At 69.1% G+C, this 15141-nt stretch carries 13 protein-coding genes and 2 pseudogenes; 7 read left to right on the top strand and 8 right to left on the bottom strand.

The features are described 5' to 3' along the window. Nucleotides 1-21: 21 nt before the first annotated feature. The 6 genes from WBK31_RS29150 to WBK31_RS29125 all read left to right on the top strand — a co-directional run bounded on the left by WBK31_RS29150 (nt 22) and on the right by WBK31_RS29125 (nt 6660). Nucleotides 22-975, top strand: a complete 954-nt coding sequence (locus tag WBK31_RS29150; RefSeq protein ID WP_378786680.1) for a LacI family DNA-binding transcriptional regulator — start codon at nt 22-24, stop codon at nt 973-975. 195 nt (nt 976-1170) lie between these two features. Next, nucleotides 1171-2133 carry a sugar ABC transporter permease gene (locus WBK31_RS29145; RefSeq protein WP_364060606.1) on the top strand — a complete coding sequence of 321 codons (963 nt, stop codon included), beginning with the start codon at nt 1171-1173 and terminating at the stop codon, nt 2131-2133. A 79-nt stretch (nt 2134-2212) separates the two neighbouring features. Continuing rightward, nucleotides 2213-2983, top strand: coding sequence for a carbohydrate ABC transporter permease (locus WBK31_RS29140; protein ID WP_378790185.1), 771 nt, complete (start codon nt 2213-2215; stop codon nt 2981-2983). A gap of 48 nt (nt 2984-3031) precedes the next feature. Beyond that, nucleotides 3032-4318, top strand: a complete 1287-nt coding sequence (locus WBK31_RS29135; protein WP_364060612.1) for an extracellular solute-binding protein — start codon at nt 3032-3034, stop codon at nt 4316-4318. Nucleotides 4319-4326: 8 nt separating this feature from the next. After that, on the top strand, nt 4327-5451 hold the full coding sequence (locus tag WBK31_RS29130) for a Gfo/Idh/MocA family protein (protein WP_406673480.1): 1125 nt from the start codon (nt 4327-4329) through the stop codon (nt 5449-5451). Between the two features lie 144 nt (nt 5452-5595). Beyond that, nucleotides 5596-6660, top strand: coding sequence for a dienelactone hydrolase family protein (locus tag WBK31_RS29125; protein ID WP_406673479.1), 1065 nt, complete (start codon nt 5596-5598; stop codon nt 6658-6660). Here WBK31_RS29125 and WBK31_RS29120 read toward each other — a convergent pair. The 7 genes and pseudogenes from WBK31_RS29120 to WBK31_RS29090 form a co-directional block, all read right to left on the bottom strand. Next, nucleotides 6632-8416: an ABC transporter substrate-binding protein gene (locus tag WBK31_RS29120; RefSeq protein ID WP_406673478.1), complete on the bottom strand. Its 1785-nt coding sequence runs from the start codon at nt 8414-8416 to the stop codon at nt 6632-6634. The two genes, WBK31_RS29125 and WBK31_RS29120, sit on opposite strands and share 29 nt — an antisense overlap. A gap of 18 nt (nt 8417-8434) precedes the next feature. After that, nucleotides 8435-8710, bottom strand: coding sequence for a DUF2160 family membrane protein (locus tag WBK31_RS29115; RefSeq protein WP_364060625.1), 276 nt, complete (start codon nt 8708-8710; stop codon nt 8435-8437). Then, a pseudogene (locus WBK31_RS29110) lies at nt 8711-9421 on the bottom strand (carbohydrate ABC transporter permease); the annotation flags it as partial. A gap of 195 nt (nt 9422-9616) precedes the next feature. Continuing rightward, nucleotides 9617-10315, bottom strand: a pseudogene (locus WBK31_RS29105) (carbohydrate ABC transporter permease); the annotation flags it as partial. A 170-nt stretch (nt 10316-10485) separates the two neighbouring features. After that, nucleotides 10486-11589 (bottom strand): ABC transporter ATP-binding protein, encoded by a 1104-nt coding sequence (locus WBK31_RS29100; RefSeq protein WP_378786689.1) that lies wholly within the window; start codon nt 11587-11589, stop codon nt 10486-10488. Beyond that, a complete protein-coding gene (locus WBK31_RS29095) occupies nt 11582-12673 on the bottom strand; it encodes an ABC transporter ATP-binding protein (RefSeq protein WP_406673477.1) in 1092 nt (363 codons plus the stop codon). The genes WBK31_RS29100 and WBK31_RS29095 overlap by 8 nt, the downstream gene beginning before the upstream one ends. 90 nt (nt 12674-12763) lie before the next feature. After that, complete coding sequence (locus tag WBK31_RS29090; protein ID WP_378786692.1) at nt 12764-13318, bottom strand: TetR family transcriptional regulator; 555 nt, start codon at nt 13316-13318, stop codon at nt 12764-12766. Nucleotides 13319-13420: 102 nt separating this feature from the next. Here WBK31_RS29090 and WBK31_RS29085 point away from each other — a divergent pair, with 102 nt between their 5' ends. Further along, entirely contained in the window at nt 13421-14560 is a 1140-nt protein-coding gene (locus tag WBK31_RS29085; RefSeq protein WP_406673476.1) for an FAD-dependent oxidoreductase, read from the top strand. A 105-nt stretch (nt 14561-14665) separates the two neighbouring features. Here WBK31_RS29085 and WBK31_RS29080 read toward each other — a convergent pair whose 3' ends face one another. Then, entirely contained in the window at nt 14666-15094 is a 429-nt protein-coding gene (locus WBK31_RS29080) for a MarR family winged helix-turn-helix transcriptional regulator (protein WP_364060646.1), read from the bottom strand. Between the last annotated feature and the right edge of the window lie 47 nt (nt 15095-15141).

Raw genomic sequence — 15141 nt, 5'->3', positions numbered from 1 at the left:
GTTGCGTTAGGGTGAGCGACTGTGACAGTGACGATTCGCGATGTGGCCCGGGCGTCCGGGGTGCACGTGTCGACGGTCTCCCGGACCTTCTCCGCGCCGCACATGGTGAACGCGGCCACCCGCAACCGGGTGCTGAGCGTGGCGGAGGAGCTGGGCTACCGGCCCAACCGGGCGGCACGGGCGCTGACGACCGGGCGTACGCACAATCTCGGGCTGATCGTGGCGGACATCGCCAACCCCTTCTTCCCTCCGCTGATCAAGGCCGCCCACGCGGCCGCCAGGCAGCGCGACTACCACCTGTTCGTGGCCGACACCGACGAGGAGCCGGCCGTGGAGGAGGAGCTGATCCAGGCATTCTCCAAGCAGGTGGACGGCGTGGTGCTGTGCAGTCCCCGCTCCTCCAACAAGGCGCTGGAACGGCTGGCCGAGCGGGTGCCGTGCGTGGTCATCAACCGCCGGCTGCGCGGCGCGGCCACCGTGCTCATGGACGTCGGACACGGCGCGAAGCTGGCCGTGGAGCACCTGGCGGGGCTCGGGCATCGCCGGGTCGCGCTGGTGTCGGGCCCCGCGGGGTCGTGGACGAGCGCGGAGATCCGTACGGCGGCCGAACAGGTGCCGGACGTCGAGCTGGTCGTCATCGGCCCCAACGCGCCCACCGAGCGGGGCGGCTTCGCGGCGGCGCCGCGCGTGCGCGACTCGGGCGCGACCGGCGTGCTCGCCTACAACGACCTGGTGGCCATCGGCCTCATCGAGGGCCTCGGCGACCTCGGGCTGTCCGTGCCAGAGGACATCAGCGTGGTGGGGATTGACGATATCGTTCCCGGGCGGCTGAACCGCCCGAAGCTCACCACCGTCGCCATGCCGACGGCCGCGGCGGGACGGCTCGCGGTCGATCTGCTCATCCAAGAGGTGAGCGCCACGACCTCGCTGGAGACCCGGCTCGTGATCAGGGACTCCACTGCGGCTCCGCGATGACGCGGCTGCTGCAAACGGTTGTACTAATCCGAAACGAAATTCATCAGACTTCTGTGGCGATCAAGCTCGCTAGCTGGGAAAACGCCGTAAAGATATATCGGTAACAGCCAGGTAACGCCTGCAAAGGGTTGACGTAACTTTCCCGCCAGCTATAGGAAAGCGCTATCCGTTCACCTACTCGCCGGAAGGTCCGTGATGACTGAAGTTTCGGCGGCGGTGAAACCCCGGCGGGCGGCGCCTGACGCCCCGCGCGGCGGCCACCGCTCCACGAAACGGTCCCGTCGGGAGGCACGGGCCGCCTATCTCTTCCTGGCCCCCTGGTTCGCCGGCCTGCTCGTCATCACGGTCGGCCCGATCCTCGCCTCCCTGTATCTGTCGTTCACCGACTACAACCTCCTGGAGGAGGCCAAGTGGGTCGGGTTCGACAACTACGTCAAGATGTTCACGCAGGACCCGAGGTTCCTGAACTCGCTGAAGGTGACCACGATCTACGTGGTCGTCTCGGTCCCGCTGCAACTGGCCTTCGCCCTCGCGCTCGCCCTGGTGCTCGACCGCGGCCTGCGCGGCCTGGCGATCTACCGCTCGATCTTCTACCTGCCCTCGCTGCTCGGCGGCAGCGTCGCGATCGCGATCCTGTGGCGCAAGGTCTTCGGCGCCGACGGCCTGGTGAACGCGGTGCTGGCGCTCTTCGGCATCGAGGGGCCCGGCTGGATCGGCGACCCCGACACCGCGCTGTCGACGCTGATCCTCCTGCACGTGTGGACGTTCGGCGCCCCGATGATCATCTTCCTGGCCGGTCTGCGCCAGATCCCGAGCAGCTACTACGAGGCCGCCGCGGTGGACGGCGCCGGCCCGCTGCGGCAGTTCAGGTCGATCACGGTGCCGCTGCTGACGCCCATCATCTTCTTCAACCTGGTGCTGGAGCTCATCAAGTCGTTCCAGTCGTTCACGCAGGCGTTCATCGTCAGCGGCGGCAGGGGCGGCCCGGCCGACTCCACCCTGTTCTACACGCTCTACCTCTACCTGAACGGCTTCAAGAACTACGACATGGGCTACGCCGCCGCGATGGCCTGGGTCCTGCTGCTGATCATCGCCGGGCTGACCGGGGTGAACTTCCTCGCTTCCAAGTATTGGGTCTTCTATGGCGACACCAAGTAGGCCGACTCCGGTGCTGTTCCGCCCCTTCCGCGGCGGGCCGGTGGTCAAGCACATCCTGCTGATCGGCTTCGGCCTGATCATGCTCTATCCGCTGCTGTGGATGATCTCCAGCTCGCTCAAGCCGGAGGAGCTGATCTTCCGTGAACCCGGCCTGTGGCCGAGCACCTTCACGCTGGAGAACTACACCGAGGGCTGGTACGCGCTGAAGCACCCCTTCGGCTACTACCTGTGGAACTCCGCGGTGATCACCGTGCTGTCGGTGCTTGCGAACCTGGTGGCGTGTTCGCTGGCCGCCTACGCGTTCGCCCGGCTGAACTTCCCGCTGAAGAAGCTGTGGTTCGCGCTCATGCTGGGCACGATCATGCTGCCCGCGCACGTCACGATCGTGCCGCAGTACATCATGTTCTCGAAGCTCGACCTGATCAACACGATCTGGCCGCTCATCATGCCGAAGGTGCTGGCCACGGACGCCTTCTTCATCTTCCTCATGGTGCAGTTCATCCGCACCCTGCCGAGGGAGCTGGACGAGGCGGCCGAGATCGACGGTGCCGGCTACTGGCGCATCTACATCAGGGTCGTGATGCCCCTGTGCATGCCCGCGCTGGCCACGACCGCGATCTTCACCTTTATCTGGACATGGAACGATTTTCTCAGTCAACTCTTGTATCTCAACAACCCCGACAACTTCACCGTACCGGTAGCGTTGCGCACGTTCCTGGACGCCAGTAGCGACTCGTCGTGGGGCCCGATGTTCGCCATGTCGATCATCGCTTTGGGACCCATCTTCGGGTTCTTTCTGGCGGGCCAGAAATACCTGATCCGTGGTGTCGCCACCACGGGACTGAAGTAGTTCCTCCTCCACCCCCCTCAACAGCGAACACCCATAGGAGGTAGAGCCGTGAGCTCTGGCAAGAAGATGTGGTCGGCGGCGCTGCTCGCCACCGCTGTGCTGGCGGTCACCGCGGCCTGCGGCGGCGGAAGCGGCGGTGGCGAGTCCGCCGATGGCAAGGTCAAGCTGCGCTTCTCCTACTGGGGCAGTGACGCGCGGCAGAAGATGACCGAAGAGGCGATCAAGAGGTTCGAGGCCAAGAACCCGAACATCGACGTCGAAGGCGAGTTCTCCGACTGGGCCTCCTACTACGAGACGCTGTCCACCAAGGTCGCCGGCAGCGACGCCCCCGACGTCATCAGCCTGGAGATCCGCGGCCTGCGCGAGTACGCCGACCGCGGCACCCTCGCCGATCTCTCCAGCAAGGTCAACACGGCCGACATCGACGCCAAGGTGCTGGCCACGGGTGCCATCGACGGAAAGCAGTTCGCCATCCCCACGGGCGTCAACGCCTTCTCCCTGCTGGTCAACCCGGCCCTGGTCAAGCAGGCCAAGGCCGAGATGCCCGACGACACCAAGTGGACCTGGCAGGACTTCATCGACCTGTCCGCCAAGATCACCGAGGGCAGCGGCGGCAAGATCATCGGTACGCAGCTGAGCTGGAACCCCGCGTACCTGCAGATCTACGCCGCGCAGAAGGGTGAGGAGTTCTACCAGGGCAACAAGCTCGGCCTGTCTCCCCAGACCATCAAGGACTGGTGGAAGATCATGCAGGACCTGATCTCGACCAAGGGCGCCCCCGAGCCCGCCAAGAGCTCCGAGATCGGCGCCACCAGCATCGACCAGTCGCTGCTCGGCACCAACACCGGCGCGATGGGCATGTGGTGGAGCAACCAGCTCGGCGCGGCGACCAAGGCGTCCGGCCAGGAGCTGGAGCTGCTGCGGATGCCGAAGCTGGAGGGCGCCCCGACCGGCGGCATGTTCCTGCAGCCCGCCATGTTCTACGCGGCCTCGTCGAAGTCCGAGCACCCCGAAGAGGCGGCCAAGTTCATCGACTTCATGATCAACGACCCGGAGGCGGGCGAGATCATCCTCAGCGACCGTGGCCTGCCGGCCAGCTCGAAGGTGCTGGCCGCGGTCAAGGACAAGCTGCCCGAGGCGGACAAGAAGACGCTCGCCTTCCTCGACGAGGCCAAGGGCGAGCTGACCGACCCGCCGGCCGCTCCGCCGAAGGGCGCGAGCGCCATGGAGGACATCCTGACGCGCTACTCGGAGGAGGTCATGTTCGGTCGCATGACCCCCGATGACGCTGCGCAGAAGTTCATCACGGAGGCCAACGCCTCCATCGCAGGCTAAGGAGAGTCATGAAGTACGCGTTCGTCGGGCTCGGGCACCGCGCGCAGATGTACGTCGACGCGCTGCTCGGAGATTGGCGCGACGCCGGCACCATCGTCGCCCTGTGCGACACCAACCGGACCCGCATGGACTACTACGTCGAGCGGATCGGCCAGAAGGTGCCGTGCTTCGCCCCCGATGAGTTCGACAAGGTGCTCGAGCTCGCCGACGCGGTCATCGTCACCACCGTCGACGCCACGCACGCGAAGTACGTGTGCGCGGCGCTCGACGCGGGCCGCGACGTCATCGTGGAGAAGCCGCTCACGATCGACGCCGACGGCTGCGCGGCCATCGCCGCGGCGGCGGAGCGCAGCAGCGGCAAGCTGATCGTCACCTTCAACTACCGGTACTCGCCGCGCAACTCCGCGGTGCGCCGCCTGCTGAAGGAGGGCGCGATCGGCGAGGTGACGTCGGTGCACTTCGAGTGGACGCTCGACACCATCCACGGCGCCGACTACTTCCGCCGCTGGCACCGCGACAGGGCCAATTCCGGCGGCCTGCTCGTGCACAAGTCCACCCACCACTTCGACCTGGTCAACTGGTGGCTGGACGCGGCGCCCGAGATGGTCTTCGCGCAGACCGGCCTGCGCTTCTACGGTGCCGAGAACGCCAGGAAGCGCGGGCTCGGCGAGCGGCCCGAGCGCGCGCACGGCGCGCCGGGTCTCGGCAGCGACCCGTGGCTGCTCGACATCTCCGCCGACGAGCGGCTCAAGCGGCTCTACCTGGACGCCGAGCACGAGGACGGCTACCTGCGCGACCAGGACGTCTTCGGCGAGGGCATCACGATCGACGACAACATGTCGGTCATGGTCCGCTACACCAACCAGGCCGTGATGACGTACTCGCTGCACGCCCACGCTCCGTGGGAGGGCTACCGGGTCGCCTTCAACGGCACGGCCGGCCGGTGGAGCTGGACGTGGTGGAGCGGGAGTGGACGCCCGTCCACGCCGCCATCGACCCGAGCGCCGCCTCCAAGGAACACGCCACCGGGTCCTCCGAGCGGCTGCTGCTGCGCCGCCACTGGAGCCCGCCGGAGGAGATCCCGATCGAGCAGGGCGCGGGCGGGCACGGCGGCGGCGACCGCCTGCTGCTGAACGACGTCTTCCGCGGTCCCGGCGACGACCCGCTGGCCCGCCAGGCGGGTTACCGCGACGGCATCCGCAGCGTGCTCACCGGTCACGCCGCCAACGTCTCCGCCAGGACCGGCGCCCCGGTCCTGCTCGGCGACGACGGGACCCGTGTTCTCTGAGCTCGCCCCCATCGCCGCCGCGCAGCTCGGGCTCTATCCCACCCTGCCGGGGCCCGAGCTGCGCGCGCGGGCCCGCGACGCCATCGGCGTGCTCGACCTGAGCGCGGACGACGTCCGGGTGGAGCGCTCCTGGACCGACGGCGACCTGTACGGCGAGGAGCTGTCCTGGTCGGTGGGCTTCGGGCCGCGCACGCGGGCGTACCTGCTGCGCCCGCGCGCGGCGGGCGGCCCGCTGCCCGGTGTCGTGGCGCTGCACTGCCACGCCGGCATGAAGTGGGCGGGCAAGGAGAAGATCGCCGACGGCCCCGGGGAGCCCAGCCCCGAGGTGCGCCGGCTGCGCGACGAGCTCTACGGCGGCCGGGCCTTCGCCAACGAGCTCGCCAGGCGCGGCTTCGTGGTGCTCGCGCACGACGTGTTCGTGTGGGGCAGCCGCCGCTTCCCGCTGGAGCTCCCCGAGCGGGAGGGGCTGAGCGAGGCCGACAGGTACGACCTGGCCGCCCGCGACCACGAGCACGTCGTGGCCAAGCACTGCGCCGCGCTCGGCACCTCGTTCGCGGGCGTCGTCGCGGGTGAGGACCTCGCGGCGGCGGCCTACCTGCGCTCGCGCCCCGACGTGGCCGAGGTCGGCTGCGTGGGGCTGTCGGGCGGCGGGCTGCGGGCCGCGCTGCTCGGCGCGTTCGACCCGGAGATGCGCGCGGTCGTGGTGGCCGCCATGGCCTCCTCCTACCGCGACATGCTCGGCGGGCACGTCGAGCTGCACACCTGGATGCTGTGGCCGCCCGGCCTGCCGCGCCTGGGCGACTACCCCGACCTGGTGGCCGCCCGCGCACCCGCGCCGCTCATGGTCCAGTACGCCACCCGCGACCGCCTCTTCCCCGATGAGGGCATCCGGCGGGCGCACGCCATCATCGGCGAGCGCTACCGCGAGGCGTCCGGCGCGTACGAGGCCGTCTTCGCCGACGTGTCGCACTGCTTCGACGTGCCCATGCAGGAGCGGGCCTTCGCCTGGCTGGCCGCGAACCTCGCTAGTTCCCCTGCTTCCACGTCGCGATGAGCTTGTCGTAGTCCACCGTCTGCGGCTTGCCCCGTTCGTCGGCCAGCTTCGGCACGGGCGCGCCCGGCTGGTCGAGCCAGTACTGGGCGGGCCGCTCGGGGTTCAGCTTGGGCGCGCACTGGCCGCCGTAGCCCTGCCGCTCGCGCGAGAGCCGCTCAAGCCGGGACAGGATCTCGTCCTGCTGCCTGGCCAGGTTGTCCATCGACTGCTGCGGCGTGGTCTCGCCGGTCACCGCGGTGGCGACGTTCTGCCACCACAGCTGGGCCAGCTTGGGGTAGTCGGGCACGTTCGTGCCGGTCGGCGTCCACTGCACGCGGGCCGGCGAGCCGTAGAACTCGATGAGGCCGCCGTACTTCTTCGCGTTCTCGGCGAAGTAGTCGCTCTTGATGTCGGACTCGCGGATGAACGTCAGGCCGACGATCGACTTCTTCAGCGACACCGTCTTCGACGTGACGAACTGCGCGTACAGCCAGGCGGCGGCGCGGCGGTCCTGCGGGGTGCTCTTCAGCAGCGTCCAGGAGCCGGCGTCCTGGTAGCCCAGCTTGTGCCCTTCCTTCCAGTACGCGCCGTGCGGGCTGGGCGCGATCCGCCACTTGGGCGTGCCGTCCTCGTTGACCACCGGCAGGCCCGGCTTGGTCATGTCGGCGGTGAACGAGGTGTACCAGAAGATCTGCTGGGCGATGTGGCCCTGGGCCGGCACCGGGCCCGCCTCGCTGAAGTTCATGCCGGCGGCCTCGGGCGGGGCGTACTTCTTCAGCCAGTCCACGTACTTGGTGAGCGCGTAGACGGCGGCGGGGCCGTTGGTGTCGCCGCCCCGGGTGACCGAGGAGCCGACCGGGCGGCAGTTCTCCACCCGGATGCCCCACTCGTCCACCGGCAGGCCGTTGGGGATGCCGGGGTCGCCGTTGCCCGCCATCGACAGCCAGGCGTCGGTGAAGCGCCAGCCCAGCGACGGGTCCTTGCGGCCGTAGTCCATGTGGCCGTAGACCTTCTTGCCGTCGATGGTGCCGTTGCCGTTGACCTTGTTGGTGAAGAAGTCGGCGATGTCCTCGTACGCCGCCCAGTTGACCGGCACGCCGAGGTCGTAGCCGTAGGCGTCCTTGAACTGCTTCTTGATCTCCGGGTCGGTGAACCAGTCGTAGCGGAACCAGTAGAGGTTGGCGAACTGCTGGTCGGGAAGCTGGTAGATCTTCTTGTCCGGGCCGGTCGTGAAGCTGATGCCGATGAAGTCGTCGAGGTCGAGCGTGGGGGAGGTGACGGCTCTGCCCTCGCCGGCCATGTAGTCCGACAGCGGCACCACGTAGTCGCCGCGCGAGTGGGTGCCGATCAGGTCGGAGTCGTTGACGTAGGCGTCGTAGATGTTCTGCTCGCCCTGGATCTGGGTCTGCAGCTTCTCGACGACGTCGCCCTCCTGGATCAGGTCGTGCTTGATCCGGATGCCGGTGATCTCGGTGAACGCCTTGGCCAGCGTGCGCGACTCGTACTCGTGGGTGGTGATGGTCTCGGAGACCACGTTGATCTGCATCCCCCGGTACGGCGCCGCCGCCTTGATGAACCAGTCCATCTCGGCGAGCTGCTGCTCCTTGGTCAGCGTGCTCGGGGTGAACTCCTGCGACACCCAGCGCTCGGCCGCCGCCCTGCCCTCCGCCTCCGTGTAGTCGGTCGCCGGCCGCTCGGCGCTCTGCGTGCAGCCGGCCGTCATCACCACCATCGCGGTGAGGGCCGCGACCGCGGATCTGCCTGCCCGATGCCTCATCGTTCGGCTCCTCTTCTGTCATCCCCATATGCCGATCACGACCGCCACGAGCAGCGCGCAGCCGAGCGCGAGCCACATGGACAGGTCGGTGATCGCGATCCAGCCGGCCAGCACGACGGCGGCGCTGATCAGGCCGATGTAGAGCCGGTCACCGCGATCGGTCTCGATGCGCAGGAAGCCTCGCCGTGCCACGGGAGGGGAGATGCGCGCCCAGATCGCCATGATCACCAGCAGCAGGGCGAGCCCGGCGAAGACCAGGGCGGTCGGGACGGTCCAGACCATCCACTCGAACATCTAGACCCTCCCCAGCGCGAAGCCCTTGGCGATGTAGTTGCGCACGAACCAGATGACGACCGCGCCGGGGACGATGGTGAGCACGCCGGCCGTCGCCAGCAGTGCCCAGTCCACGCCGGCCGCGCTCACCGTGCGCGTCATCGTCGCCGCGATGGGCTTGGCGTCGACCGAGGTGATCGTCCTGGCGATCAGCAGCTCGACCCAGCTGAACATGAAGCAGAAGAACAGCGTGACGCCGATGGCCGACCGGATCATCGGCAGGAAGATCTTGATGAAGAAGCGCGGCAGCGAATAGCCGTCCACGGCCGCGGTCTCGTCGATTTCCCGCGGAATCGCGGACATGAATCCCTCCAGGATCCACACCGCGAGCGGGACGTTGAACAGCATGTGCGCGATGGCCACGCCGAGATGCGTGTCGAACAGGCCGACGCTCTGATAGATCTGGAAGAACGGCAGCAGGAACACCGCCGGCGGCGCCATGCGATTGGTCAGCAGCCAGAAGAACAGATGTCTGTCGCCGGCGAACCGGAAACGCGAGAAAGCGTACGCCGCGGGCAGCGCGATCACCAGCGACAGCACCGCGTTCATCGAGGTGTAGATGATGGAATTGAGATAACTCGAATACCACGCGGGGTCGCTGAAGAAAGCCGCGTAATTGTCGAACGTCACCCGCTGCGGAATGAGCGAGAAACTGCCGAGGATGTCCTCGTTGGGCCTGATCGACATGCCGAACATCCACAGCAGCGGCAGCATCAGCGTGGCCACGTACAGCCAGAAGACCGTGCGCGCCCAGGGGAGCCGCCGGCCGGTGGTGCGAGCCATCACCCTCACCTCCCCGACCTGGTGAGCACGGTGAAGAAGACGTAGCAGAACACCTGCACGATGAGGAAATAGAGCAGCGAGAACGCGCCCGCCTGCCAGGTCGAACTGGCCGACCGCGATCTTCGACAGCAGGATGCTGAGGAACGAGGTGGCGTTGCCGGGGCCGCCGCCGGTCACCACGAACGGCTCGGTGTAGATCATGAAGCTGTCCATGAACCTGAGCAGGATCGCGATCGTCAGCACCCCGCGCAGGCGGGGGAGCTGCACGTGACGGAACGTGGCCCACGGCGAGGCGGCGTCGATCTGCGCGGCCTGGAAGTACGGCTCGGGGATCGAGCGCAGTCCCGCGTACGCGAGCAGCGCCACCAGCGGCGTCCAGTGCCACACGTCCATGACCAGCACCGTGATCCAGGCGTCGGTGGCGTCGAGCGTGTAGTTGAAGTCGGCGCCCAGCACGTTGTTGACCGCCCAGCCGCCCAGGCCGATGTCGCCGCGGGCGAAGATCTGCCAGATCGTGCCCACCACGTTCCAGGGGATGAGCAGCGGCAGCGCGACCAGCACCAGCGCCACCGAGACCCACACGCCCCTGCGCGGCATCACCACGGCCAGCGCCACGCCGAGCGGGATCTCCAGCAGCAGCACCTGCGCGGAGAACAGCAGCGTGCGCAGCAGCGCCCCGCGCACCTCCGGGTCGCGCGAGATCGACCGGAACCACTCCAGGCCGACGAACACCCGCTCGTGCGGGCCGAAGACGTCCTGGACGGAGTAGTTGACCACGGTCATCAGCGGGATCACCGCCGTGAACGCCACCGACACCACCACCGGCAGCACCAGCCACCAGGCCCGGTTGTCGCGGCGCTTGGGGGTGACGCGGGGCTCGTCGGCTGCGTCCGTGGCGTCCGTGGCGTCCGTCGCGTCCGTGGTGTCCGTGGTGTCAGTCGCGGGTTGCTCGATCACGCGCGGCCCCTTCCGTTCATGGGCGCGAGCGAGCCGCAACGCACCTCGTCCCTGAACAGGAACGTGCGCTCGGCCGGGAAGTGCAGGTACGCGCCGTCGCCCGGCCGGTAGGGCGCGCCGGCCTCGGTCTTGGCGATCACCTTGTGCCCGCCGGCCTCGGTGTGGACCAGGTCGTAGGCGCCCATGCGGTCCACCCCGGTCACCCGGGCGGGCAGGCCGGGGAAGACGCGGAACTCGCCGGCCTTGGCGATCTCGACGAACTCCGGCCGCACCCCGATCCGCACCGGCCCGGGAGGCAGGCCGCCGCCCGCCCTGCCCACGTCGGTGCCGCCGACGCGGACGACGCCGCTGACGACCTCGCCGGGCACCACGTTCATGCCGGGGGAGCCGATGAAGTGGCCGACGAACTCGTGCGCGGGCGACAGGAACAGCTCGGCGGGCTCGCCGGCCTGCACGATCTCGCCGTCCTTGACCACCACGACCTCATCGGCGAACGTCAGCGCCTCGGTCTGGTCGTGGGTGACGTAGATGAGCGTGTGTCCGGTGTCGCGGTGGATCTCCTTCAGCTTGCTGCGCAGCGTCCACTTCAGCGCCGGGTCCACCACGGTCAGCGGCTCGTCCAGCAGGACGGCGGCCACCTGGGAGCGTACGAGGCCCCTGCCCAGGCTGACGATCTGCTGGCGGCCCGGATCGAGCCGGCGCGACCTGCGGCCGAGCACCTGGTCGAGACCGAGCAGGTGGGAGACCTGCCGGACCCTGCGGTCCACCTCCTGCTTCGGCACCTTGCGGTTGCGCAGCGGGAAGGCCAGGTTGTCGTAGACCGACATCTCCTCGTACAGGACGGGGAACTGGAAGACCTGCGCGATGTCGCGGCCCGCCGTGGGCACGCCGGTGACGTCTCGGTCGTCGAAGTAGACGCGGCCCACGGTGGGCGTGATCAGGCCGGAGATGATGTTCAGCAGCGTCGTCTTGCCGCAGCCGCTCGGGCCGAGCAGCGCGTACGCCCGCGAGCTGCGCCACGTCCAGGTCATCGGCTTGACCGCCCACGTCCTGCCGCCGTCGTAGCTGTGGCCCACGCCCTCAAGGCGGATGTCAGCCATGCGGGCCCACCTCCGCCGCCCCGGTGCCGAGCAGCCGCCCGCCGTCCGCGTCGAAGACGAGCACGTGGGCAGGATCGACGTAGGCGAGCGCGGGCTCGCCCGGCGTGTACTGCCGGGTGCCCGGCAGGTGGGCGACCAGGTGACGGCCGTCCTGGAGGCGCAGGTGCAGGAACGTCGCGCTGCCCGTCACCTCGGCGAGCCTGATCTCGGCGGGCAGTTCGAGCGCGCCGGGACGGCCGTGGCCGATCGTCACCTGGTGGGGGCGTACGCCGAGCACGACCTCCTGCGCTGTGGCGTGGGCTCCCGGCGCGGGGATCGACCTGCCGAGCACCTCGATCCTGCCCTCCCTGACGAGGCCGGGCAGCAGGTTGAGCGGCGGGTCGCTGAGCGTGGTCGCCACGGCCAGCGTGGGCGGGCGGGCGTACATGCCGGCGACGTCGCCGACGTGCCGCACCCGGCCCTCGCCGAGCACCACGGTCGGCGCGGCGAACATCAGCGCCTCGGCCGGGTCGGAGGTGGCGTAGAGCACGACGCCGGGTGAGCCGGCGAACATGCTCTTCAGGTCGGCTCGTAATTGCTCGCGCAGCTTGAAGTCGAGGTTGGCGAGCGGCTCATCGAGCAGCAGCAGATCGACGGGCCTGGCCAGCGCGCGGGCGATGGCGGTGCGCTGCTGCTGGCCGCCCGACAGCTCGGCGGGGCGGCGGCCGAGCAGGCCGGCGATGCCCATGAGCTCGGCCACCTCGCGTACGCGGCGGTCCACGCCGTCGCGGCGGAAACGGGGGTCGAGGCGGAGCGGGGATGCGATGTTCTCGTAGACGGTCAGCGACGGATAATTGATGAATTGCTGATAGACGAAGGCGACCGAACGTTTTCGCACCGACATTCCGGTGACGTCTTGTCCGTTCACCAGCACACGGCCTGAATCGGGGGTCTGCAATCCGGCGGCGACCCGCATCAACGTCGTTTTCCCCGCCGTCATCGGGCCGATCAGGGTCGTCATTCCAGGGGATAATTCGAGATTGACGTCGTCGAGCCGGATCTCCCCGCGCGACCGCACGGAGACGCCGTCGAGAATCACCGTCACGGTGCCCGGTCCTCTCTGCTTCCCTCCCTTCATACATGATCTGGTTCGGCCTGCAAAGGTCGCTGTAGTGGCATTTGTTGCGGGTGTTACTCAGGTTTTCTCTTCATTGTCAAGGTCGAGGAAGCGGTGAACGGCGGGGGCTATCGCGGCGACGATTTCCTCCCTGGTCATCGTGGTCAACGGGGGAAATTTCAGGATGTATCGGCATAGGGCCATGCCGAGGAGCTGGGCCGAGATCAGCCCCGCCCGCCGGGGATCAGGGGTCAGCGCCGCCACCGCCGGCATGACCTGGGCGGCGAAGACCTCGCGCAGCCGCTCCTCCGCCTGGGCGTTCGTCACTCCCGCGCGCAGCAGGACCGGCAGGCTCTCGCCCGGCTCCCAGTGCGACAGGAAGTGGCGCACGAGCGCGGCCGCGACCTCATCGCGCGGCGCGCCGCGCAGGTCGGGCAGGCCGAGGTCCACCTCGCAGGCGGCCGCGAACAGCCGTTCCTTGCTGCCGAAGTAGCGCATGACCATGGCCGGGTCGATGCCGGCGTCGGCCGCGACGGCCCTGATCGTGGCCCGTTCGTAGCCGTCTTCTGCGAAGCGGGCCCGCGCGGCCTCCAGGATGCCCGCCTTGGTCGCGGCTCCGGATCTTCTCGTCATGCCAACAACTGTAGGCCAACATGTGTTGACGTCCATGGGGTGCCGGGCTTAATGTCAACGTGTGTTGGTCAACGGATGTTGGCCAACAGTTGAGGAGGAGACATGAACGCCACGGACGTCATCGTCGTCGGAGCCGGCCCCGTCGGGCTGACCACCGCCCTGGTCCTGATCCGGCGCGGTCACCGCGTCGTCATCGTGGACGGCCAGGCCGAAGGCGCGAACACCTCGCGCGCCGCCGTCGTGCACTCGCGCACCCTGGAACTGCTCGAGCCGTACGGGGTCACCGGCGACCTGGTCGCCCGCGGGGTGCACACGCCGCGCTTCACCATCCGCGACCGCGACAGGGTGCTGGTGCCGGTGCCCTTCGACGGGCTGCCCACGCGGTACCCGTACACGCTGATGATCTCCCAGGCCGACACCGAGGCTTACCTGCTGGCCCGGCTGGAGGAGCTGGGCGGCCGGGTGCTGCGGCCGGCCCGCGTCACCGCCGTCGCCCAGGACGCCACCGGCGTCACCGCCACCCTCGCCGACGGGACCGTGCTGCGCGCCGCCTACCTGGTGGGCGCCGACGGGATGCACAGCCTCGTCCGCGAGCAGGCCGGGATCGGCTTCACCGGCGGCACGTACGAGGAGTCGTTCGTCCTCGCCGACGTGCGGCTGCGCGGCGGAGTGCCGAAGGGCGAGGTCATCCTCTACTTCTCGCCCGACGGCCTGGTGGTCGTCGCGCCGCTGCCCGACGGCATGTACCGGATCGTCGCCACCGTGGACGAGGCGCCGCGCGAGCCGGACGTCGCGTTCGTGCAGCGGCTGCTCGACACGCGCGGGCCCGAGGCCGAGCCCGCCGTGGTCGAAGAGGTGATCTGGGGCTCGCGCTTCCGCGTGCACCACCGCATCGCCGACAGCTACAGGCACGGCCGGGTGCTGCTCGCCGGTGACGCCGCCCACGTGCACTCGCCCGCCGGAGGCCAGGGCATGAACCTGGGCATCGAGGACGCCGTCCGCCTGGGCGAGACGCTCTCCGACGTGCTCAAGGGCGGCCCCGACGCGCTGCTCGACGCGTACGCCGCCGGTCGGCGGCCGGTCGCCGAGAAGGTCGTGCGGCTCGCGTCCCGGCTCACCGCGCTGGCCACGGCCCGCGCGGCGGCCCGCCCGCTGCGCAACGCGGTGCTCGCGCTCGCCGGCCGCGTCCCCGCCGTCCGCCGCCGCCTGGCCTGGCAGCTCAGCGGCCTGGACCGACGCTGACTCGGTGGACCTGCGGCCGCCCGTCGTGTTCGGGCCCCATGACGCCTTGGCCGTCCGCCGTTTCAGCCCGTGCGGCGCTTCGGCGCGCCGGGCGTGCACTCCGCGTCAGCGGGTGAAGACCTTGGTGACCAGCTCGTGCAGGAGCTCCCGCTCCTCGGCCGTGAGCGGAGCCAGGGTCTCGCGTTCCACCTCCGCCACCAGCGCTCGGGCCCGGGTCAGCGCCTCCTGCCCGTCGGGGGTGAGCGAGATGCGGTAGCGGCGCCGATCGGCGGGGTCGCGGTCACGTACCGCAAGCCCTGCCGCGATCAGCCCGTCCATCAGCCGCACCATGTCACTCGGGTCGAGCCCCAGCCGATCGCCGACCTCGCGCTGCGCCGCAGCACCGAAATCGGCCAGCGCCGCCAGCACCGCGAACTCCCACAGGCTCAGCCCCACCTCCTCCGACAGCCGCCCGGCCAGCGCCCGCCGGCTGCCCGTGCCGACCTTGTGCAGCACGAAGGTCGGGAACGCGAGGAGGGTGGGCGGAAGATCCATACGACCAAGTGTATGGTGCTTACCAATAATTGGTTATTACCAACTAT

Source organism: Nonomuraea sp. N2-4H, assembly GCF_045291505.1.
Classification (GTDB): domain Bacteria; phylum Actinomycetota; class Actinomycetes; order Streptosporangiales; family Streptosporangiaceae; genus Nonomuraea; species Nonomuraea fastidiosa.
The sequence above is the reverse complement of the archived record's forward strand: the minus strand, read 5'-3'. Positions and strand labels throughout refer to the sequence as shown.